The organism is Chitinophaga sp. (genome assembly GCF_019236475.1).
Classification (GTDB): domain Bacteria; phylum Bacteroidota; class Bacteroidia; order Chitinophagales; family Chitinophagaceae; genus Chitinophaga.
Genome location: NZ_JAFAIX010000011.1, coordinates 242,390 through 267,116, shown reverse-complemented (window position 1 = coordinate 267,116; position 24,727 = coordinate 242,390). Strand labels below are relative to the sequence as shown.

16 protein-coding genes are annotated in these 24,727 nt (G+C 45.0%); 9 read left to right on the top strand and 7 right to left on the bottom strand.

Annotation, left to right across the window (positions count from 1 at the left end; translation table 11 throughout):
* Positions 1-144: 144 nt before the first annotated feature.
* Entirely contained in the window at positions 145-423 is a 279-nt protein-coding gene (locus tag JO154_RS15705) for an HTH domain-containing protein (RefSeq protein WP_291947180.1), read from the top strand.
* 455 nt (positions 424-878) lie between these two features.
* A complete protein-coding gene (locus JO154_RS15700) occupies positions 879-1,574 on the top strand; it encodes a LytTR family DNA-binding domain-containing protein (protein ID WP_291947178.1) in 696 nt (231 codons plus the stop codon).
* 66 nt (positions 1,575-1,640) lie between these two features.
* On the opposite strand, the gene JO154_RS15695 is transcribed toward JO154_RS15700, so the two are convergent.
* From JO154_RS15695 to JO154_RS15665, 7 genes are all read right to left on the bottom strand, one after another.
* The gene (locus JO154_RS15695) at positions 1,641-2,348 is read right to left on the bottom strand and encodes an AcvB/VirJ family lysyl-phosphatidylglycerol hydrolase (RefSeq protein WP_291947176.1); all 708 of its coding nucleotides are present in this window, start codon (positions 2,346-2,348) and stop codon (positions 1,641-1,643) included.
* Positions 2,349-2,402: 54 nt separating this feature from the next.
* A complete protein-coding gene (locus JO154_RS15690) occupies positions 2,403-4,955 on the bottom strand; it encodes a phosphatidylglycerol lysyltransferase domain-containing protein (RefSeq protein WP_291947174.1) in 2,553 nt (850 codons plus the stop codon).
* A 135-nt stretch (positions 4,956-5,090) separates the two neighbouring features.
* Positions 5,091-6,695: a T9SS type A sorting domain-containing protein gene (locus tag JO154_RS15685; protein ID WP_291947172.1), complete on the bottom strand. Its 1,605-nt coding sequence runs from the start codon at positions 6,693-6,695 to the stop codon at positions 5,091-5,093.
* Positions 6,696-6,741: 46 nt separating this feature from the next.
* Positions 6,742-7,374 (bottom strand): hypothetical protein, encoded by a 633-nt coding sequence (locus JO154_RS15680; protein WP_291947169.1) that lies wholly within the window; start codon positions 7,372-7,374, stop codon positions 6,742-6,744.
* Between the two features lie 30 nt (positions 7,375-7,404).
* Entirely contained in the window at positions 7,405-9,063 is a 1,659-nt protein-coding gene (locus JO154_RS15675; protein ID WP_291947167.1) for a hypothetical protein, read from the bottom strand.
* Positions 9,064-9,282: 219 nt separating this feature from the next.
* On the bottom strand, positions 9,283-9,708 hold the full coding sequence (locus tag JO154_RS15670) for a universal stress protein (RefSeq protein ID WP_291947165.1): 426 nt from the start codon (positions 9,706-9,708) through the stop codon (positions 9,283-9,285).
* Between the two features lie 59 nt (positions 9,709-9,767).
* Positions 9,768-10,340 carry a TetR/AcrR family transcriptional regulator gene (locus tag JO154_RS15665; RefSeq protein ID WP_291947163.1) on the bottom strand — a complete coding sequence of 191 codons (573 nt, stop codon included), beginning with the start codon at positions 10,338-10,340 and terminating at the stop codon, positions 9,768-9,770.
* A 730-nt stretch (positions 10,341-11,070) separates the two neighbouring features.
* On the opposite strand from JO154_RS15665, the gene JO154_RS15660 reads away from it, so the two are divergent.
* The 7 genes from JO154_RS15660 to JO154_RS15630 all read left to right on the top strand — a co-directional run bounded on the left by JO154_RS15660 (position 11,071) and on the right by JO154_RS15630 (position 24,726).
* The gene (locus tag JO154_RS15660; protein ID WP_291947161.1) at positions 11,071-12,867 is read left to right on the top strand and encodes an alpha-L-fucosidase; all 1,797 of its coding nucleotides are present in this window, start codon (positions 11,071-11,073) and stop codon (positions 12,865-12,867) included.
* A gap of 19 nt (positions 12,868-12,886) precedes the next feature.
* Positions 12,887-15,034: an alpha-galactosidase gene (locus JO154_RS15655; protein ID WP_291947159.1), complete on the top strand. Its 2,148-nt coding sequence runs from the start codon at positions 12,887-12,889 to the stop codon at positions 15,032-15,034.
* A gap of 32 nt (positions 15,035-15,066) precedes the next feature.
* On the top strand, positions 15,067-16,410 hold the full coding sequence (locus tag JO154_RS15650; RefSeq protein ID WP_291947157.1) for an alpha-L-fucosidase: 1,344 nt from the start codon (positions 15,067-15,069) through the stop codon (positions 16,408-16,410).
* A gap of 516 nt (positions 16,411-16,926) precedes the next feature.
* Positions 16,927-17,541, top strand: a complete 615-nt coding sequence (locus tag JO154_RS15645) for a response regulator transcription factor (protein ID WP_291947156.1) — start codon at positions 16,927-16,929, stop codon at positions 17,539-17,541.
* Between the two features lie 289 nt (positions 17,542-17,830).
* Entirely contained in the window at positions 17,831-20,287 is a 2,457-nt protein-coding gene (locus JO154_RS15640; protein WP_291947154.1) for a glycoside hydrolase family 2 TIM barrel-domain containing protein, read from the top strand.
* Positions 20,288-20,305: 18 nt separating this feature from the next.
* Positions 20,306-22,846: a glycoside hydrolase family 95 protein gene (locus tag JO154_RS15635; RefSeq protein WP_291947152.1), complete on the top strand. Its 2,541-nt coding sequence runs from the start codon at positions 20,306-20,308 to the stop codon at positions 22,844-22,846.
* A 14-nt stretch (positions 22,847-22,860) separates the two neighbouring features.
* On the top strand, positions 22,861-24,726 hold the full coding sequence (locus JO154_RS15630) for an alpha-L-fucosidase (protein WP_291947149.1): 1,866 nt from the start codon (positions 22,861-22,863) through the stop codon (positions 24,724-24,726).
* Position 24,727 lies beyond the last annotated feature (1 nt).

The following is a 24,727-nucleotide window of genomic DNA, read 5'->3' as shown; positions in this document are numbered from 1 at the left end:
TTTATACGCAGCATGGATTATCAGAACTTCAATTAAATCAAGTTACTAATATTTATATTTAAATATATATGATACAGCCTTGGTTTAATCAGTACAAATCCGTAAATTAATTATTATACTCATCGTTAAGCCCCTCTATGCCACATGCCAAAGCGTTATTTTGACCGTTTACAGACCATTGATTACTTGATTAGGATCAAAGGTACCGGTAAGCCCGCTCAGTTAGCCAAGCGGCTCCGTATTTCAGAGAGAACTCTGTATGAATTCCTCAAAATGATGAAGGAGTTAGGAGCTCCCATTGAGTACGACCGGTACAAAGAAAGTTACTATTACTCGGAAAAAGGTGGATTCAATATCCGGTTCACCAAGAACCTGGTCACCGCGAGTACAGTCTTTCTAATGATCCTTTTCGCTGCCTGGTAATCATGACCTGACGCTTCACTCACTTCCGGGTGATGCCATCGTACCTGCACCGTACTACACGGTGTTTAGATTCTATTGCCTGCCAGGCCCTTAGCCGGCTTCCACAGAATCTTTTGCTAAATCCATCTTATTAGGTGGACAGGGATACCCTTGTGTCTCTGTCTGCCTAATCTTTTGTTTTTCTTATTCTGTTAACATCCAATATACATTTGCCCCATTTTTTACCTCGACCTTTATCATGGAAAAAAACGAATGATGTGCCAGAACAGTAACAACAAATCATTATCAGCCAGCATAGGCAACCATATAAGATATTTTTTTCATAACGCGGTTTAGATTAGATTTTTGAAACTACGCAGGTTTCTATCCAGTCACCTGCCATTTTTTTAAACTAAACCCAGGCAACGCTTACAGCATGTGCCACGTAATTCAAAACAAATAATACATCAAATAGTATGATGTTAAATTGTCTAATTCTCGGGGAAATACCAAATGGCTTTCAAAACCTCGAAAAGTATATCAATGATACTTCCTTCACCTTCCTGGCAGAACATTGCCAGACCTTCAATGAAGCACTACCACTGCTGGAAACAGAAGCTATACACCTCCTGTTCGCAGGAAATCCACCAGCAAACCCCTTCACGCCCAACCACGAAGATCAACACGATTTAAAAATCCTCGTTATCTCATATCCCGATGAGAATCCTTACCCATTCCATGTTTGCCATGAAGAGATACTGTTCCCTGACTTTACCTACGAAGCTTTTTATAACACCGTACACAGACTTTACAACCTCATCGACATGGAAGGACATGAAACTATTCCCCCTAGAACAGCCGACCACTTTATGCTCCGCTGTGATAATCGCTATGAAAAAATAGTATATGAAGATCTCCGCTATCTGGAAGTAATGGATAACCATATTCTGCTCCATACAAAAGATAACCAGATTGCTACCACGGAGAAACTAGACTGGATCATGGCCCAGTTGCCCATTAACGCATTTATGCACGTGCATAGATGGTATGTAGTGGGATTCCGCCATATAGACCATATCGAAAAAGATCATGTCTATATTGGCACTGCCAGGATTCCACTGGCCAAGAATGTTAGCCAGGAACTGGAAAGAAGATATAAGAAACGTTGGTGAAAATCTTCCAGCACAAAAAAAGAGCAGTGCAACCGCACTGCTCCTGCATTTCATCCTTAAGTATATTTATTGTGCAAACATGGCCATCAGTCGGGCTGCTACACCACCGGCATCCTCATCGTAAGTATGCCCTCCCGGTAATAACAACCGCTTGTAATTGTGAATAGTTAACTCCATTAAGTTGAAGTCTTTCTCCTCAGATCCAAACACCAATAATACAGGTTTACTAATTTTATTGATCTCCGCTGGCACACTCAAACCCTTGTTATTGCTCTTTCCTAGCATATCTGATAAATGTACTTCCAGATCCGTAAACCTAGAGGGAGATAATAAAATTACCTGCTGCACCGCATTTTCCAAATCCCCGGGTAAATGAGTATAGATAAAGGGCATCACGTCTGCCCCTAACGAATATCCTATGAGAATAATACCGTGATGGTTATTCCACTGCGACTGGTAAAACTTTATCAGATTGGCTACGTCAATCCCAGCTTGTGCAGGTGTTTTCTTGTTCCAGAAATACTTCAACGCATTCAGTGCCACTACCGGATAACTCTTTTTATGGAATTCCTCAATTACGTTGACGGAGAATTTCTTCATGCCACCATCTCCAGTAATGTAAAAGATCAATGGCTGGTTACTGTTGATATCTGCAGATTTCGCCTGCACGGGTAGATTCCCTGGTGCGTTTTGTGCCTGTATTCCCGTATGAAGCAGCAGCAATGCCGCAATGGTTAAAATCAGTAGAATTATTCGTCTGTTTCCTGTTATCATAGCTTAAATCCCTTCCACAAAAAAACAAAATCCGTTCCGTATTGTTCGTAACTATTATGGCTGCATTACCTTACTGAGGGCCACCGGCAATTGTAACAAATCAAAATCATGTTCATATACCAGGTATTTATTGGTCCACTCGGTGGCATACTTGTCCTTGAACTCTCTGAGACCCTGGTAATGACGGAATAATCTTAACTTTTCATATGCATATTTCACCATCTGCTCGGCTGCATTTTCCGGCTGACTGATACCAGACATCGGTACCATGCCCAAGTTCAGGAACTCCAGCCCTTTAGCCTGTGCATCCTGAATCAGTGCGATAATCAAAGCATCCATCACACCGCCTGGCGCATCTGAACGTTTACGAATCAAATCGTAAGTACATTCTCCAGGGGTATAGTCCGGAATGATATTCAAAAATGCTACAATCTCGCCTTCAGCATTGGACACTGTAATTACATCCTGATGGCGAATGGCATCCTCATCAAATAAGCCTTGGGAGAATGTCATCTCCTTTACTTCATATTGTTTCAGCCACTCGTCGCTCACGGATTTTAATTCCGCTAGTCGCGCATCCGTTTGTGGCGCCACATGCATCTCCGTGATATAACCTTTGTTGGCAAGACTGTTCAGACCATTACGGAGCGATTTCTTATCCTTACCACTGAGGGTGAAGTTGCGAATGTCCATAAGCGCTTCCTGGCCTATCAACATTCGTTTCTTTTTCAGTATGTTGAAGTAGTAGGTACTTTCTTCATCCACTCGGTAAAATGCCGGTCGCAGACCCATTTTACGGCATTGTTGCTCGAACTCTTCCAGTATCGCGAGTTTGTCGTCTTCACTACAAACCGGTTCTTCCAATACAATCGCAAAACTGCTCGCTACCCTGTAAGCAACAAACCCTTCATATTCTTCTGAAACAAATAGCAGTTTATCGCTACCTACTTTGAAATAATCCATCGGAGAGCTGCCGTATTGACTCAAATAGAACCTTGCTTTTTCCAGTGCGGTATTACTATGCTTGGCTACGTGCAGATAAGGTCGGATGATGGTATAAAATAGGAAAGCCCAAGCACTGACGCCCAATACCCTGATGGCGGACATGAATTCCCGTCCGAATTTGGTGATGGGTACCAGTCCATCGTCGTCTAGCAGCATGAAGCCATGAAAGGCATGACGCAGGGATTGCTGTAAGGTGAAATCAATACCAAAGTGGCGGACATTCAAGAAATAGAATCCGACACTACCGAATATCAGTACTACCATAAAGGTAGCGATGGCCGTGACCACGCCAATATTCACCAGTTGTGGATTGCTTTTTACACGATATTGTTTTGCCGTGATCAGCAGAATTACACTCGTTAATAACGCCAGAGACGCTTCTTCGTAATCCAGCGCTTTACTGATATGTCCAATAACAGACAACAGCGAAACGGAGAGGGCTACAATCCAAGCACTGCGCAATCCACGGAAAAGGAAGGTGGCTGTTACCAGCAATATCAATCCCAGGAAAACCACCAATAGGTTGGAGGCATGGATGGAAGTACCAGGTATCAATGCACGCAGTAAATGCATACGGGAAGCTAATGGTGGCGTCAGTACGGAAAATATATTTACCATTCCCAGCAGGAAGATGAGAATGGGTGGTAATAAACGTAATACCAGTTCTTTACCTTTTAATGCAAAGGCGATCATGCCGGCCATCAATGGTAACCAGAATTCGAACAAGCGGAATAATAAAGTAATTTCCAATGCTTGCAGGGAGGTGAAGCCATACCCGGAAAGCAGATATGTCAGTGACAGTTCAATGGCGCCAAGACCACGCAGGAATGGGGAAATGATCAGGAAGATCGTTGCCACAATGTATCCCACACAAGCCGCTTCCAGTGATGGATGCGCGCCTACAGCCAGCATACTGATATACAAATGAGCTACTCCCGCCACTTCGATAAACACAGATGCTAACACCGTTTTCATGAATGCGGGAACAGACAGATGGAACGTGAAGATCGTGTCTACCTGCTCTGCAGCCCCTGGGAAATATTTCAATAAGAAACGGTATAATACTCCTTTTTGCTGCATGGATCTGACTACGCCCACTACTGCTCCCAGTAGGAGACAGATGGTAACGAGTCCCCATGCTGCATCGCGCATAGAGCCAGCATGTAGCATAGCATACAACACCACGGGTATGCCCACTAGGAATACGGATAGGATACCTACAAATCCATAAATACCTGATGCCTGATGAATTTGTTGTTTATGAAGATGTTGTTCGCGACGTAAACTCTGTGGCAAATAGGCCAGGGAACTGATTCCTCCGGCAGGAAGGAATACAGAAAGTAAATTTCTTTTCAGAAAAAGTTCTGTACTTAAATAAAGATTCAATTTCGCTCCCACAGAACGGAAACTATATACGTACATGCCTGCTTGTAAGAGTATATACGCTGCCGTTATAGCCACGCCAATCACTACCCAAATCCTGTCGGCCTGTTCTATGGCGGGTATCAGGGCTTTTAATTCGTGACGTTGGGAACGGAAAAAATAAATGGCAAGAAGGATGAACAGCACAGCTAATAGTTCCTTCCAGTGTAATTTTCGCAAAAATGCTAAAGAAAAAAAGTTGCTTCCCCTGGACATAATCGATAACGCTTCAGTCTTATAGATTTAACTTACAAAGTTAGCCTTTGTTGGGTTGAAATGGCCGCCTGAGCTCGACTTTAATTATATTTTAATGTCTTATAATCTGTTGATAATGATTACTTTTTCGGTATGAATTATTTTGTTGTCATCAATGATGAACTGTAAGAAGTAAGTTCCTGCGCTGAGATTTGTTGGGATGGTAAATTCATAATAATTCCTGTTAATCGTTGGCTGCGGGAATGTGGCATAGCCTACCCGACGACCAGGAACATCTACGAGAGACATCGCTTTGATATTCAATGGTGCACCATAGAAAATATGCAGTATGGTGCCCGTTTTGACAGGATTTGGAAAGACATAGATTTCTCCATTTACATATTTTCCAGGTACTAATCTGATCGGACTATAGAAGAAACTTCCATCTGTCATGATAACTTTCAGCCTGTAAAGCAGTGTTAATGAGGAGTCTTGTATATCGCTGCTTTGGTAACCAACAGGTACATAACTGATTCCGTTAGGACTCTTGGTTTTCACGAATCCGATAGAATCAAAGTTAGGTGCATCCACCTTTTTCCTTTCTATGCTAAATCCTTTCAGGAAGTATTCCCGCGAGGTGGCCCAGCGTAAAATGATAGAATCTGCATTGGTCGCATCCCTAAATGCATCAAAGAATTCCAGCGTGGTCTTACGTGGACTGTTACTAATTTCCGCTACCATACTTGTAAAGAAGGAGTTGCCGTTCAGCAGTTGGAACCCTCTGCTATTAAAGGCTGCCGACGGATTAGGAGAGCCCGTGGTATAGATATTGGGAGACGAGGGGACCGACTGACTGCGGGCCGTATCCCAATTGGCGCCATTAAACCAGGACACATAGCTGCTGCCCCGATTCGCTTCATAATCCGGTCCTTCATCCGACAATAAATGTACAAGGGTGATATTGGCGTTGGTATTGGGCGTTAGTGGATCTATCTGCCATGTTTTATTCACCGTAGTCAGGAAGAGATTTTGTCCTTGCGTCAATCCGGACAGCACACTATCGCTAACGGCTGCACGAACGGTGCTGTTGTTTCCACTAACGCTGACCGCAGCCGGTGTATACGTTGCGGGCTTCGTACCAATTGGGAATATCACTGCGCCATCATTTGGGGAAATATTGGATCTATAGAGGAATCCGCTCCCAAATTTGCCACCAGTAACAATGAAGTTACTATCGGAATAATTACGTATATCCCCTGACGTATGATGACCTACCACTAAGTTCCATCCATTCAGAAAAATGGAACCCCGCCGTAAATCAAGCACATGGCTGATTTTCAGATCGTTTAGGTCTTCTAATATCAATCCGGGTGAATTGATCAGTCGAAGATTAGGAAATATCGTACCGGAATTTTGGGAGACACTATACCCTCCGCTCACAAACTGATACACTACGGCTGGATTTAATTTTCCTGGTTGGATAAACTGAAACCAGCCGCCAGTGCCGCTTAAACCATCGTTGCTTTCATCCAGGATGGAGGCCCCGGGATTATTTCTCCATCGAAGTCCGTAAAAGTTTACAACAGAATTTGGAGTGGATAAGATGCTTCCTTCATGTGTCATATCTCCGAAAATAGCGACCGTATCGCCGCTATATACAGCCATATTCCCACCTGGATGCAGCCAGGCGCCTGATTGTGCCTGCAATATCAAGGTGCAGTACAACAGAAAGAGAGTTAATATCGTTTTTCGTATATGGATAACTGTTGTTTTAATATCCCGTTATCGTAAAATAAACTTTATGTGTTACGTCAGTGTCCATGACCATACCACTCAGTAGGGCCACCAGTGCGGAATTTCCGACTGTTACTGTGAATTGTATCTTAGTCAAACTAAAAGATGACACTGTCACTAGAGGTGAATTCGAATTATTTGTTCCTCCTACGCCAGTTGCCTGGATATTGACGATTTTGGTAAAAAAACCTGTAGGTAATGTTACGGACGGTAATCCGGTACTGATGTTCGGTATGGAATCGACAATGATTTTTAATGGACTGGTCAGCGGCGTATTGGTGCCTGCTCCGGCAACTGAATAATAAGCTTGAGCGGAATTCGGTGCTGTGATCTTTTGCCAGGTAGTGCCTACGCGCACATATAAACTGCTATCTGTTGTGCTGAAAACAATCATTCCTGCTGGTGCCGAACTTAGCGGAGCTGCTGTCATGGAGGTTTGAGTAACACGTGTAAGCAACAGGCCCTGATTAGTAGAGCTCAATTCCAGCACAGCAGACTTATTAGTGGCAGTGGTACCAAGGTCGCCTAATCGTAATTGCTGAGCATGAGTAACATGACACAACAATAGTAATACCACGGAAAGCCACATCACCCTTAGGTTTTGTTGCATAAGCATTCATTTAAGTGAAATCGTGTGCTGTTATTTGCGTATTACATACCAGTTGGTACCATCGGTCGTTACTGTGACATAGCTGTAATCGTTGTAGATAACATAGGTGCTTGCTCCGTCGATAGTTCCGCTGGTAGGGGAGATCGTGAGACTGTTATCAATCCCTCCTGTACCAATTTTTTTGATAGTATATACTCTCCCAACCATATTGGTAGGCGCGGGCAAGGTAACGGTCAAAGCACTACTGGTAGTATTTACCAGCACGGTATTATCGGTGCCGGTCAATGTATAATTGGAAGTCTGAGTGGTAATATTTAGCGAAAGAGAACCACTTACCTGTAAGGTGGAATTGGCGTCTGCACTACTTCCTATATTGGCGGCTTTTCCTATCTGTATGGAATCACGGAATGTTTTATTGCCTGCAAAGCTTTGTGCTGCAATATTTACCACGCCACGCGCTGTGAGCGAAGCATCGGGAACATTGAACACAATCTTGTTGGTAGTAGTGGTACTGTCAATATTCACATCGGTGCCTGCAGTGCCCGTAGCTAACGAAATAGCAGGTCCTGACTGTCCATTGATAGTTCTGATATCAATAGAAAATGCTGAGGAGTCCACTAGTCTTTTTTCTACTGCACCGGTTGTGGGATTACGGAAAAGCACATACGAAGTAGCAGTACTCACATTATTGGGAGCAGTGGCTAGTACCACATTGCCGGTGATATTAGCGCCTCCACCGGTAACGTTTAATCCGTTCGTGATAGTGGTACCACCCGTTACATGTAATCCGGAGGCTGCAGAAAGGCTATCATTGAAGGTTTTGGGTCCTTTGAAGGCTTGCGTGGTAGTTGTAACAACTCCCGGATTGGTAGCATCTGCTGGTCCTAATTGCAATACGCCATTAGTGAGGGTAATGCCGTTTGGAGTGGAACTGGAGAGCAGTGCTCCGACGGTGATGGCCTGTTGTTTGGCGCTGAAGGAAGCCCAGTCAGCATACGTGAGCAGACCTGTTTTTAGTGTGGTCCCATTTACAATCGGCACATTCATGGTCACCGAGCTATCAGTTGCATTGGCCGTAATTCCATAGGCCGAATTCGCGGTATCCGCTTTGATAGTGACGCCTAAATTTGTAAGTCCGTTGATACTATGTATCGCATTCGTAAATGCAGCGCTGGAGAGGTTACGCTGGCTGATAGCGCCCGTAGTAGGATCGATCACCAGGATACTAATCAGCGAGGTATTCGCGGGTACACTTTTCAGTTGAATGGTTTGATCCGTATTCACGTGAATGGCTTCTGTAGCATTGGTACGGATAGACAGCCCTTGTCCGTCGGAGGTTCCGATGTAATTGCTGGTAGGATTGGTACCAGCGTTTCCGTTCAAGTTCCAGTTTGTGACGTTGACGGAAAGACTGTCGGCTAGGCGAGACCAGTAGCCGTTTCTTCTTACGAGCAAACTTTTATTACCTACATAATAGATAATCATACCATCTGGGGCGGTGCTCAGTGGGGCCAGGGTGGTATCCACAATGCGGGGCAGGAGCAGACCTTGACGGAGGCTCTCCAGTTCCAGCACAGAGGCCTTGTTAATGGTAGATGGATTGTTGCCAACTTTCAACTGTGCGATCGCTGTGGGAGACAATGCGATGAAAGCCAATAATAACAGTAGATAGTGGTAGTGTTTTCTCATACACATGCGCGATTAGGGGTGAGCAAAAGAAATTAGATCCAGTTTTTGGTTGACTGGGTGCGGATGGGGGGAATGCCCTATGGGAGATATTTTGCTGTTTATTCCGAAATAAAGATAACGGTTTTTCCCATTCGAAAATCGCCGGGAAAGCATAAAAAAAACCGTGGCGAAAACCGCCACGGCCCTGTTGTTTTAGTGATTGTTGAGTGTTAAGTAACGTTAATGATCCGCTTTATTGTATGGTATCACTAGTACGGGTATACGTGCATGACGTATAATGGATTCCGCGGTGCTGCCAAGCAGCATGTGATCCAGTCCAGTGCGGCCATGGGTGCCTACTACCAGGTAGGAGACATTTCTTTCATGGGCGATTTCCAGCGTAACCACTTTCGGATTACCGGTAGCCACTACGATATTGATATCAGCTCCGGGGTGTTGGTTCTTAAATGCGGCTAATGATTCTTCTGTTTCTCGGATTCTTGCTGGGAGATCTGCAACTGTTTCAGCGAGGGCGATGCCAAGTCCTACTTCTACTACAGAGAAGAGGGTAACGCTGGCGTTCATACGTTGGGCGAGGGTTACACCCTGCCTGATTACTTCCTCGGAAAATGGGCTGAGATCTACCGCAATCATGATATCTGACATACGACAAGCTGTTTAAAGATGAGTAAAGTTTCCGTTAGTATGAATAATTATTCATTTCGTTATGCTTTCAAAGCATCCCAGCACAGATCAAAAGTCAGATCAATTTTTTTCTTGCTTAAGGTTTCGTTGCTGTAATGCGTTTGTTTCACCAGTTCATTAATGGCACCCATCATAAAGGTCAGTAACAGGCCAGTATCAGCGGTTTTTATGAGCATTTCCTGTTGGCCTCTTTCAATCAGATCATAGAATGGGACTGCCAGTTCTCTGGCTCTTTCTCTAGTTTCTTCCGTGATATAGGGAGAGTGATAACACTGTTCCAGGAATACCACTTCTTCAAAATGCTGCAATTTATACCGGAGGATATTCATCCAAACGGTCCGGAATCCCAGCTTGAAAGGTGTTGTCAGTTCATATCCTCTGAAGGCTACTTGTACTGAATTGGCCCTGCTGGCAGCAAAAAGTGCATTAATGAGCTCGTCTTTGCCTGTAAAGTACACATAAAGGGTGCCTGTAGCAATGCCCGCTTCCCGGGAAATATCACCCATGGTAATACCCGACAGGCCCTTCTGGGCTACCAATTTCAAGGCAGCCTCAAAAATTAGCTCCACTTTCCTGTCATCCTTCAATTTCATAATACAAAGATAAGCGAATAAATATTCACTTCTGTGTCAAATTCTTGTAACGTCGTGTTAAATGAATCCCGTGAAATACCAACCCAGCCTTAAATGAAAAAAGCGTGTCTCAGGAATGAGCACGCTTAATTATCCTTGTTGTTAAGCTTAAAAAGTTTGTTGCCATGAATGGGGGTTCTGACAATCTGCTAGTTAAGTAAAAGTTTCACCAATGTTCTGATTTGATTTCTTGCTGTGTTTGAGATTTTTAATTTTGTTTATGCCCCAGTCAGCCTTGCCATTAGGATAGCCAACAGGAACAATACAAAGGTATCTCCCCCCAAAAAGACAAGTGTTAATTAGAACATTGTTAATACGTGATTAACAAAAAATATTTGCACAAAAAAATACCCTTGCAGTTGCTGCAAGGGTAAAAGTTGAGAACATTCACATTACAATGTTCGCCTTGGAACTATAATGAAATTATTATAACAATTAAAGATAAAAATGTAGATCGTATTATAATTCGGAACCTGTTCACCGATTATCAGACAACCACTAACAATTGTATGGCAGTTGCTGCTAACAATTCAAAAGTAAATAGAAACTTTGGACATTTTAGTTAATCACTGGTTAAGCTGCTCAAATACTTTTCATTAGGTAGTTTTTTCCCTTTCCCTGATACCATTTTTCTATACGCTTGCGCATCCCACTGGTAATGATTATTTTTTCACCTATTTAATTAGCACCTATGTTCCACCGTGTGAAAAAACTACTGTTGTTGTTGTCGCTAACCATCATATCTATACGAAGCTCCGCACAGGAGATGCCGGATATGTGGACCACCGGCGCTAACAACAAAGCCAATCCTAACCTGGAATGGTTTAAATCTGCCAAATTTGGCCTCTTTATTCATTGGGGCCTATACGCTAAACTCGGCGGTAAATGGAAGGACTCTTCCTACTATGGCTCTGGTGAATGGATCATGAACCGTGCAAAAGCCCCCGCAGCAGAATATGCAAAAGTGGCCCAAACCTTCAATCCTACTGGATTTAATGCCGATCAATGGGCGGAAATCGCCAAAAACTCCGGGATAAAATACCTCGTTATCACGGCCAAACATCACGAAGGATTTAGCATGTACGATTCTAAAGTGACGGATTTCGATATCGTAGATGCTACACCCTATAAAAAAGATCCCATGAAGGAACTGGCCGCCGCCTGCAGAAAACAGGATATCCAGTTCGGATTTTATTACTCGCAATTCCTCGACTGGCACGAGCCTAACGGAGGCGGTAATAAATGGGACTTTAAAGAAGCAGATAAAGACTATCAGCAATATTATCGCAGTAAGTCTATCCCACAATTGAAAGAACTCCTTACTAATTATGGCCCTCTGGGCATTGTGTGGTTTGATATGCCAGGAGGACTCACCGTGGAGCAAACTAAAACGATGATTGATAGTCTCCGTAAACTGCAACCCAATTGCCTCTTTAGTAGTCGCGTAGGCCATGACCTAGGTGATTACCGCGATTTCGGAGACTCAGAAGTGCCGCCTACACCTATTGCAGGGGCATGGGAATCTATCTATACGCACAATGATTCTTGGGGCTATATTCAACATGATCTGAACTTCAAATCGCCCCGTGATATTATTCACCTACTTTCTAACGTGGCCTCCAAAGGAGGAAACTTGATGCTGAATGTAGGCCCCGATGGCGATGGCAAATGGCCTGAGTACAGTATCAAATACTTGCTGGAAACGGGTAAATGGTTGAAGAAATACGGTGAAAGCATCTATGGTACTACTTATGGCCTGATCCCAGCACAGCCTTGGGGGGTGACCACTAGCAAACCGGGAAAACTGTATCTCCACATCTGGCAGCAACCAGATAACCATCAATTAAAAATTGCCGGCATCAACGCCAATATTACCAGTATACGTATTTTGGGAACAACCCAGCCACTCACCTGGAAAAAAGTCGGCGGCGAAACGATTATACAACTGCCTGCTACATTGCCGGATGCGCGCAATACAGTAGTAGTCATGGAATACAAAGGCCAACAGCAAGATTTGTCGCAGTTACATACCCAGACGGTCAGCGCGCATTATCCAGAAATTACCATGTCGCCAGTTTGGGCAGTGTTTAACGGTGCTGCATCTACGAAAAGCTTTACCTATTCCCACTATTTCGGCGATTGGAAACATGATAACTGCGCCATCAATATGGTACAACCGGAAGATGCTCTCGTATTCCCGCTGCAGGTACAGGAAGCAGGCGATTATAAAGTAGTGCTGGATTATAATTGTGAAGCTGGCGCTGCTACACAAAATGGATTGGTAACGCTGGGAGCTCAGCAACTGCCTTTCCTGACGCTCCCTACAGGCACCTATGATAGTCATCAACCTATGTTATTCATACAACATGCGGTGGGTGTTATTCATATCGATCAGCCAGGGGAATATAATCTGACCGTGAAACCGGCAAAAACCAATAAGAAAGAGCTGTTCAGGCTGCGTAACGTCATCTTACAACCACTGCAATAACCATTAGAATCAGTGAACAATGAATAAACTAAACATCCTTGCTGCCGCATTACTCCTCCAGTTGCAACAGGCAGGAGCACAGACAGGCAGTAAGCAACAGCCAGATTGGCTGATCAATAACAAAGGCTACAAAGCGGTGGCTGCTGTTCAGGGAAAGGAAATCACCCTTAGTAACGGATTACTGAGTCGGAGTTTTCGTGTATCCCCCAACGTGATATGCACCGATTTTCGGAACCTGACCAGTGGAGAACAATTGTTGCGCGCTGTCAAACCAGAGGCCCAGCTTGTGATTGATGGGAAAGAGGTGAATATCGGTGGCGCCTATACGCAGCGTCAACAGGCTTACTTGCTGCCTATGTGGCTGGATGGGCTACAGGCAGGTCCAACAGATATGCAGTATCAACGCTATGAAATCGCGGATCTGAAGCCTTACCTGGCAGATAATGGCCATACGAAGGCAGCCACAGGGAAATCGTTGATATTTACCTATGCCGCGGCAGCGAATTCAGGCCTGAAAGGACTCCAGGTAAAAGTGCATTATGATTTGTTTGATGGTATACCATTGGTAGCTAAATGGCTGGAAATCTCCAATGGCACTGGCAAAGCCATCCACTTAGATCAGGTGAAAAATGAAATCTTGGCTATGCCGGAAGAAGAATCCGCTGTAGTAGGAAGTGTGAGCCAGATGGCCAACCCCCATGGCATATACGTAGAAAGCAATTATTCCTTCAATAACGCCATGAAAGCCAATCTGAGTGATCAAACCACTCACTGGAAGGCCGATAGTACCTACACTTCTCAAGTAAACTATGACCTGCTAACGCCCTGTGTATTGGAGGTTTATCCGAATGTCCCGGTAGGTATAGTTTTGGGAGACGACAGTCGCTTTGAATCAATTCGTACCTACGAATTATTGATGGATGGATATGACCGGGAACGGAATGGCCTCGCTAAGAGGGCCATGTATCGTACGATTGCGCCATGGACGAATCGTAATCCCATCTTCATGCACCTGGTAAGTACGGAGCCTGCAAAAGTGAAAGCGGTGATCGACCAATGTGCTGCCACTGGTTATGAAGGCGTGATTTTAAGCTTTGGTAGTGGCCTGAATATGGAAGATACTTCTGTCGCTAATATCTCGAAATTCAAATCCCTGGCGGATTATGCCAAAAGTAAGGGAATTCTGCTAGGAGGATATTCCCTGTTTTCTAGCAGGAGGATCAGTGAAGAAGATGACGTGATAAATCCAACCACCGGTAAAACAGGAGGTGCTTTCTTTGGAAATGCGCCATGCCTGGGAAGCAAATGGGGACTCAGTTACATCGCGAAACTGCAATATTTCTTTGCAGCAACCGGCTTCGGGATCTTTGAAAATGATGGACCTTATCCGGGAGATGTATGCGCGTCTTCCACACATCCTGGTCATACTGGTAAAGACGATTCCCAGTGGAAGCAGATGCAATTACAGAAAGAACTTTATCACTGGATGTATGCGAGGAACATTTATGTGAATGCGCCTGATTGGTATTTCCTGGATGGAACCAATAAAATTGCTTTAGGATATAGGGAAGTGAATTTCTCCTTGCCGCGTGCGGAACAACAGATATTAAACAGGCAGAATATTTATGATGGATTATGGGAGAAAACCGGTTCTATGAGCTGGGGCTTTGTACCATTAACCGAGTACCAGGGCGGTGGAGCAGCGGCAACGTTGGAGCCGTTGAAAGACCATCTGTCGGATTATGAAAAGCTCATGATGCAATACTACGGCGCTGGTGTGCAGGCTTGTTATCGTGGCCCCCGTTTATACGACACCGATAGTACCCGTCAGTTAGTAGCGAATGTTGTCTCCTGGTATAAAAAATACAGAACTATTTTAAATGCGGATATCCTGCATCTCAGACGGCCGGATGGCAGGGATTGGGATGGTATTTTACATATTAGTGCTGCACTGCCGCAAAAAGGGCTGGCCATGTTGTATAATCCAACAGCCGCACCTATTACCCGGGAAATCGCATTGCCACTGTACTATAGCGGCCTGACCCAAACAGCACGTATTCGGGAAAAAGAAGGACCATTGAAAACGTATACCCTTGACCGTGAGTTCAACGCACACGTAAAAGTTACCATTCCTGCCGGCGGATATACCTGGCTGGTAGTGGAGTAATTATCTGATCAAACCAAAATTTTAAATCCGACATGAAAAAAATGACACTCGGCTTTCTCACCTTGTTACTGCTGACGCTAGGGCAGTTACAAGCGCAGCAGAAGCTTTCCGCAGAAACGGATGCGCAAAAAGAACAGCGCATGGCTTGGTGGTTGAATGATCGTTTCGGTATGTTTATCCACTGGGGCTTGTATGCTATGCCAGCCCGTCATGAATGGGTGAAAAGTAATGAACGCATTACTGACAGCGCCTATCAAAAGTACTTCGATAACTTCAATCCAGATCTGTACAGTCCCCGCGAATGGGCCAGGATGGCCAAAGCAGCCGGTATGAAATATGCGGTACTGACCACCAAACATCATGAAGGATTTTGTCTCTTTGATTCCAAATTTACAGAGTATAAATCCACCAATACGGCGATTAAGAAAGATCTGGTGAAAGAATGGGTAGAAGCATTCCGTGCAGAAGGACTGAAAGTTGGGTTCTATTATTCGCTGATCGATTGGCATCATCCGGATTATACGATTGATCAAAATCACCCACAGCGACCAAATAATCCTGCCGATTATGACAAGCTGAATAAAGGCCGTGATATGGCTAAATACCGTACTTACCTGCATAATCAGGTGAAAGAACTGATGACCAACTATGGCAAGATTGACATTCTCTGGTTAGATTTCAGCTTCCCTGGCGAGCATGGTAAGGATCATAACGACTGGGGATCAGAAGAGTTGTTGAAAATGGTGCGTAAACTACAACCAGGTATTATTGTAGATGATCGCTTGGATCTGAATAATTATGATGATGGGTTTGACTTCGTAACGCCAGAACAGTATAAAGTATCTGAGTGGCCAATGCGTAATGGTAAGAGAGTGCATTGGGAAACCTGTCAGACTTTCTCCGGTTCATGGGGATATTATAGGGATGAAACCAGTTGGAAGGATAATAAACAACTGTTGGTGTTGTTGATCGAATCTGTTAGCAAAGGGGGCAACCTGTTATTGAACGTGGGGCCCACCTCTAGAGGATTGTTTGATTATCGTGCGCAGAAAGCCCTGGCAGGCATGGGCGACTGGATGCAGTTGAATAGTCGCGCTATTTACGGCTGTACACAGGCGCCAGCGGATATTCAACGTCCAGACAATGCGTTGCTGACGTATAATCCTGACACCAAACGTTTGTATGTGCATTTACTGGATTACCCATTGCAGCGTTTTGAATTGCCTGGTATGAAAGGTAAAATCAAATATGCGCAGTTCCTGCATGATGGCTCTGAAATCAAAATGCGGAATACCAATAAGGGAGATGTAGCCCTGGATTTACCAGTGTTGAAACCTAATGTAGAAATTCCGGTAATTGAGTTGATATTGCAATAACCCAATAACCAGTAAAAAAAATCCGCCTTCGTTTAAAAAACGGGGGCGGATTTTTTACTTTTATAATTCATGAAAAGATTTATTTTTACAAGGGTCAATAAAATCTTTAATATATATGGTGAATCCGTAGTATAATTTTTTACGTACATATAATACCACGGAAGAGAAAAACCATACATATTAGAAAATTTAATTTGATTGGTTTAATAAGATTGCCACCTTTAAGAGTATTGATTATTAGCCATTTACGTTTTTGTTGATCCAGAATATCTTTATTGTCAACCATATTATGAATGTATCTTTATTGTAATATAAAATATCTTGTATATTAATATTTATTGAAAAACCATATACCTATCCGATTGACTGCAACTAGGATTTGTTTCAAATTTGTTATGGTATGGGAACCGTGTAATCATTCCAGTTATTTGTAATCAGCGCCATACCAGCTTCCAAAACTAGCAGTTTACCTGGAGGATCTTTCATATGAAAATCACATAACCCAAAAGGAATATTATGAAAAAAGTGGGGCCTATTAGTGCTGGTCATTGGGGCGAGACGAATGTTTTTGAGGTTGGAGAATTGCATCATGAAACAACTGATTCGTTACAACAATTAGCAAAAGATATCTGTAACCTCGTTTTTATGGATGTAGATATACCTGGATTAACATCAATAGAGGCTGCCAGCATTGTAAAGGCTGCGTATCCTGATATTAATGTTATTCTACTCAGTTTAAGGGAGGATAATAATGCTGTTTCACAGGTACAGGTGCCGGCAGAAGGCATCCAGTTGGATAAAATTCCACCTGTTACGCTTTCGGAGTTTTTATCGAGAGTGTATGAAGCAGCTATTCATTCCAACCTGGTAGCGGTAAATAAAGTGTTGGCTTTTTTTAATAAAGAGCGCTCATCTGTGCAACCAGTACAGCAGGATACTTATGGATTATCGCCAAGAGAAAAGGAAATCCTGCGATGCCTGGTGGATGGGGATACCTACAAACAGATTTCAGAACATTGCCATATCAGCGTGGGCACCGTGCGCTCACATATTATGAACATCTACAGAAAACTGGAGGTTAACTCCCGCTCCAATGCCATCGTTAAAGCAATGAAAGAACATTTAATCTGATGCGTCCCGCACCACAGTATTAATTACTTCCCTCTTCTATTGCCAACGCAGATTTTAGCGGAATTTACCTGTATTCCTGCTCCAGACGCGCTTATCAATGCGCTGGACTACCTGAAAATGCTATGCGAAAAAGATAAAATTTTACCGTATTTTGTGCAATCGATTGCGTAATTTGGATGCCGTAAACAGTGTCAACCAAGCTATTCCATTTTATATTCTAAATTGTAGTGGTGCATACGTTTGCATATTTCACTGATTCGCTAGTATTATTTAAAGCTGCTGTCCCGTTATGATGAGAAAAGTATTTTCCTTTTGGCTCTGTGCCCTCCTTTGTTCCTGCCACGTACTAATGGCCCAACAAACCATTCGTGTCAACAATCAGTGGGATTTCCTGAAAAGTGACCTCGGAGGAGTATGGGAAGCCATGCGCCCAGCCTCAGAAGGAAGCCCGGAAACTGTACCGCTCTGGCAGAAAGTAACCATCCCTCACTGCTTCAACGACCGCGATGGCGTAGATCCAGATGTAAACTTCTACCAAGGCCCCGGATGGTACCGGACCAACATGGATATTAAAAATCCATATAATAACGGTCGCACTTTTCTCCACTTCCTCGGATCAGGACAAAAAACTAACGTATATGTATATACGCAATTGGTAGGCTCCCACACCGGTGGATACGATGAATGGTCTGTGGATATCACTGATGCGGTGAAAAACTTCCTGCAATCCCCTGAAGCCAAACGCTTCAAAGGAAAAGTGCCTGTGGCCATCCGCGCAGATAATACCCGCGACCTGGAAATGATTCCTTCTTCTATGTCGGATTTCAATGTATATGGTGGTGTTTACAGACCGTTGGAACTGGTATACACGCCTGCACTTGCCTTCGATGCTTTCCATATGCAGGCCACTACAGATGCGACCGGAAATGAAGGTACACTGACCTTCTCTTCTTCTTTTATCAATGCCGCAAACCTAAAAGATGCAAACCTGGAAATCACCGTGCGCGACCCGCGCAACCAAGTGGTGAAAATAATCACACAGCCTTTATCGCTCTCCTCCGGAGAACAACAACTGGCAACGATCTCCATTAAAAAACCTGTTCGCTGGTCTCTAGATCAGCCCAACCTATATACTGTCACTGCCCGTATCAGCTCCACTGCTGGTACTGCGGAATGGTCCGGTACTACCGGTTTCCGCCACTTTAAATTTGAAGAGCATGGCCCATTCTTGCTGAATGGTAAACGCCTCCTGCTCCGCGGTACGCACCGTCATGAAGATCATGCGGGCGTAGCGGCTGCCATGGATGATGCGACCATCCGAAAAGAAATGATCCTCATGAAACAAATGGGGACCAACTTCATCCGCCTCGGCCACTATCAGCAACATCCGCTGGTACTCCAACTCTGCGATAGTCTCGGTATCCTCGTATGGGAAGAAATTCCTTGGTGCCGCGGCGGCCTCGGTGGCCCCATCTATAAGGAACAAGCGAGAAGAATGCTGACGAACATGATCAGCCAGCATCGTAATCATCCTGCCGTGATCCTCTGGGGCCTCGGTAACGAAAACGACTGGCCTGGCGATTTCCCTGAATTCGATAAGGAAAAGATCCGCAACTTCATGTCGGAGCTCCATCACCTGGCGCATCAACTGGATAGCACCCGCCTCACCACCATTCGCCGCTGCGATTTCTGTAAGGATATCGTAGATGTGTATTCTCCTTCTATCTGGGCAGGATGGTACCGCGGTCGTTATACGGAGTACAAACAGGAAACCCTGAAGGAAATCGACCGTGTAAAACACTTCTTCCATGCGGAATGGGGCGCGGATAGCCACCAAGGCAGATATTCCGAAAATCCTGAATTCTTTATACAACAGATTGCGACCGGAAAAGGTGCCGATGAACGTACGGGAGATTTCGCGCTTACCGGCGGTAATGCACGCGCCTCCAAAGATGGCGACTGGTCTGAGTCTTATGCGGTAAACCTGGTAGACTGGCACCTGAAGGAACAAGAAACAATGCCTACGCTTACTGGTAGCGCTTATTGGGTATTCAAAGATTTCTCTACGCCACTGCGTCCGGAGAATCCTGTCCCTTATGTTAATCAGAAAGGCATTGTAGCACGCGATCTCACGCCAAAAGAAATATACTTTGTATTCCAATCCTACTGGCTCACACAGCCAATGGCACATATCTACGGCCACAACTGGCCTATTCGTTGGGGCAATGCAGGAGAAGAGAAAGAAGTGCGAGTATATTCCAACTGCCCTGAAGCAGAACTCTTTGTAAACGGCAAAAGTGCCGGTGTGAAAAAACGCGATAGCCAGAACTTCCCGGCTGCGGGCCTTCGCTGGAAAGTGGTACTGCAAGCTGGTCAGAATAATATCCGGGTAGTAGCCCGCAACGGCAAAACCACGGTGACAGATGAAACCACCTGGACTTACCAAACAGAGAAATGGAGCAAACCTGCGAGACTGATTGTGGAAAAGGAAAACCAAGGCAATACCACATTGGTGAAAGTGAAAGCAGTAGACGCAAATGGTGTGCTCTGCCTGGATGCAGCGAACCAGATTACTTGGTCTGTTGCTGGAAATGGCACCCTGATCGATGATTTGGGCACTGCTGGCGGTTCTCGCAAAGTACAATTGGCCAACGGTCAAGCGAGCATTCGCATTGTCAACAATAACGGTAAAAGTGTTGTAGCCGCTACCGCCGATGGTTTAACAACAGGTTTGATAGAATTATAATCCTTAATCTGCCAACAGATGAACAGATATTTTTTAAGCATCAGCCTATGCTTGTCGGCATTAGGAGTGCATGCAGCGCCACCGGATTCTCTCCTGAAGCTTTGGTACAAACAACCTGCCTCACAATGGGTAGAAGCCCTGCCACTGGGCAACGGTCGCATTGGGGCCATGGTATTTGGCGGTGTACAGACGGAAGAACTGCAACTCAATGAAGCGACCCTCTGGTCAGGCACTCCCCGCAACGGCAATAATCCGAACGCGAAAGAAATCCTGCCGCAAGTACGCCAACTCCTGAAAGAAGAAAAGTACATGGAGGCAGATAAGCTCTCCCGTGAAATGATGGGTAAATACAGTGCCCGTTATCTCACACTGGGCAGCCTCTTCTTAGATAATAACATTCCTGGTAATACGGAAGCTTATCACCGGGAACTAGACCTGAATACCGGTGTAAGTACCGTGAAATTCAGTGCTAACGGTATCGTATATACGCGACAAACATTCATCAGCTATCCGGCGCAGTTGCTCGTTATGCGACTCACCGCCAGCAAACCAGGTGCTATTAGCTTTGATACCCGTTTTGCGAACCCAATGCCGCATACCAATAAGGTGGTGGATAAAGCGAAACACTACATTGCGATGAGTGGTAGTTGCCCATCCTACGTGGCTGCCCGCGCTTATGAAAAAGAGCAAGTAGTATACGGTAAAGGCGAAGATGGCAGCGATCCTGTCAGCTATGCGGTGCATTTACAAGCTACCTCAAAAGATGGCAAAATCACCGAAGATACAAGCGGTATCCATGTGAAAAACGCTACGGATGTGGTGTTGCTGCTATCTATCGGTACAAGCTATACCCGCGAGGGCGTACGTGCAGATGCTGTGGCCCGCGCAAAAACGGCACTGGACAAAGCGGCAGCGATGCCATATGCACAGCTCTTGTCTGGTCACGAAAAAGATTATACTAACCTGTTTAACAGGGTGGCCCTCAATCTCGGCGACGACGGCAGCGCGAAACAGGCTACAGACCAGCGTTTGAAATACTACACTGCTGCTGGTGGCAACCGCGATCCACAACTGACTACCTTGTTGTATCAGTATGGTCGTTACTTGATGATAGCTGGTTCCCGCAATGGAGGTACTGCTATGAACCTCCAAGGCCTCTGGAATAAAGAACTACAGCCACCTTGGGGCTCAAACTATACCATCAACATCAATACTGAAATGAACTACTGGCCTTCTGAATCGGCGAACCTCTCAGAATGTACAGAACCATTGTTCAATTTTATCAGCCTGCTGGCCAAGAATGGGCGTACTACCGCTTCCGTTAACTATGGCGCAAAAGGCTGGACCGCGCATCATAATTCCGATCTCTGGGGAATGACTTACCCTGCTGGCGGTATTGATTTCAATGATCCAAGCGGTAATCCTAAATGGGCTATTTGGCCTATGGGCGGCGCTTGGCTGACGCGTCACCTCTGGGAACATTATCAATATACCGGCGATAAAAAATTCCTCGCGTCTATTTATCCACAGTTGGAAGGCTCCTGCGAATTCATGCTGGACTGGCTCATCAAAGATGATAACGGTTATTGGGTAACCAGTCCTGCTACTACACCGGAGAATAATTTCCGTGTAGACGGCAAAGCCACTGGTTCTGTGAGCATTGCCACTACCATGGATCTTTCCATTATTCGTGACTTATTTAACAATACCATCCTCGCATCGAAAGTCCTTGGTAAAAACCCGGAACTGGCCAACAGATTGACCAAAACACTGTCTGAAATGTATCCTTTCCATGCAGGTCAGTATGGACAATTACAGGAATGGTACAAAGACTGGGATGATCCTAAAGACAGCCACAGACACGTGTCTCACCTATATGGCCTTTTCCCTGGCAACTTCATTTCTCCGCGTCATGATGCTACACTATCGGAAGCGGCTAAACGTAGTTTGCTCCTCCGTGGAGATGGTGGTACCGGCTGGTCCAAATCCTGGAAAATCAACTGGTGGGCCCGTCTGGAAGATGGCAACCACGCCTATACGATGTTGAATAAACAGTTGTTCCTCGCTGGCGGACAAGCCGTTAGTGTGGCGGATAACAGCGGTGGTAGCTATGCCAACCTATTTGATGCACATCCTCCATTCCAGATTGATGGCAACTTCGGCGTAACTTCTGGTATCACGGAAATGCTGCTGCAAAGCCATGATGGCGCTATTTACCTGTTGCCGGCTTTACCAGATGCATGGCCAACCGGTTCTGTGAAAGGTTTGAAAGCCAGAGGCGGATTTGAAGTGGATATGAGTTGGAAAGACGGCCAGTTAACGAGTGCGACTATACGCTCTTCGTTAGGAGGGAATTGTCGCGTAAGGGTACAGCAGCCAGTAAAAATTGTAGGTGCTAAACCCGCATCAGGAGCCAATCAGAACCCTTTCTATACATTAGCAATGACAGGAAAAACAGAAGTGAAAGACGCTTCCAAACTGGCTTCGCTGGATCTGAAACAGGTATTTGAATACGATCTGCCAACCGTTGGTGGAAAATCCTATACCATCACCAAATAGTATCAATTTCCGTTATGAAATACCTGAAACATATAATACTGAGTGTAGGCGTTGGCGTTATCGCTGCACCTGCGATGGCACAAGTGAAAGGAGATGATGATGGCGTACTGAGTCAGAAGGCGGTATCCCGCGATCAGCAAGCGATTGATAAAGCCGTGAATGGCTGGTGGAAAACTTCGATGAATGCCCATGATAGTCGCATTGCATGGTGGAGAGACGCCCGCTTCGGCTGCTTTATCCACTGGGGCGTGTATTCTGTACCCGGTGGGGAATGGAAAGGCAAGAAAGTAGGCGGCTATGCAGAACACCTGATGAGAAAGGAGAGGATTCGCAGAGGGGAATATGATTCCCTGTTGATCCGCACTTTCAATCCGGTTGATTTTAACGCAGACGCATGGGTGAAAATGATCAAAGCGGCAGGTATGCGCTATCTCGTTATCACGGCGAAACACCATGATGGCGTAGCGATGTATCCTACTGCTATCGGCGATTACAGCATTAAAAATTCCAAATTCCATCGGGACCCGATGGCGGAATTATCTGCCGCCTGTAAGAAATACGGCATTCGTTTCGGCTTTTATTATTCCCATGCATTTGATTGGGAACATCCAGATGCACCTGGTAACGACTGGGATTACGACAATCCTGGAGGAGATAAAGACCTGCATGGAGGTCGCAACTGGTTTGATGTACATCCGGAATTGTTACCTAAAGCCGTGAAATATGTAGATGAAAAAGCAATACCACAGATAAAAGAACTCATTGCAAAGTATCATCCGGATATTCTCTGGTTTGATACGCCGCATAAACTGCCGTTGAGCGAGAATATCCGTATCCTGGAAGCGATCCGCTCTGTGGATAACAATGTGGTTGTAAATGGAAGACTGGCGCGCAGCAATGACTATTCTTTCGGGGATTATATCAATACTTCCGACCGTCCGGCGGAGTTCTATCCTGTAACCGGCGATTGGGAGGCAATCCCCACTACCAACGAATCTTATGGCTATTCTAAATTCGATGATAGTCATAAACCCGTTTCGTTTTTCATTCGACTACTCGCAAAGGCGGCCGACAGAGGAGGAAATTTACTGATGAATATAGGGCCTGAAGGCAATGGTGTAATAGATCCGAGAGACACGGTTATACTACACGGCATTGGTTCCTGGATGCAACGATATGGTAACAGTATTTATGGTACAGCAGCAGCACCATTGCCCATTCAGCCCTGGGGAGAAGTTACCCAGAAAGACAATAAACTTTTCCTACACGTTTTCTCATGGCCTAGAAATGGCGTCCTGACAGTAGGCGGATTGACAGGTAAAGTGAAAAAAGCTTACCTGATGAATACTACCGCAGCCCTCAAAACAGCAGTGGTAAATCGTACGGACGTTAGCGTTACACTGCCTAAAGCCGCACCTGATACGATCAACAGTGTGGTAGTGCTGGAGCTGGCAGATAAATTGCCTGCTACTACTTTGCCAAGAGAGTTGGATGCGGATGGCATTACAAATCGTTTACTGGCATATGATGCAGACCAGACTGGCAAAGGGTTTTCAAAAGGTGATGGGAAGACGGCCAGTTATTGGGTGGCGGGCATCGCTCGTCCCGATCAGCAGTTGAGCTGGAAAGTGAGGGTGGTAAAGAAGGCTACGTTCAGTTTTTCTGCAAAATACCTGAGCGACCTGGCTGGTCAGCAGTACACCGTAAAAGTAGGACAGCAACAGCTTACAGGTACAGTGCCTGCGCAGAAGGGCGCTATCAATGAATCGATTGGTAAAGTAACACTGGCTCCTGGAGAGTATGTTGTCTCCCTACAGCCGGCAACTAATAACACAAAAGAACTGATGAAATTATTTGAGCTGCAATTAACAGCGCAATAAA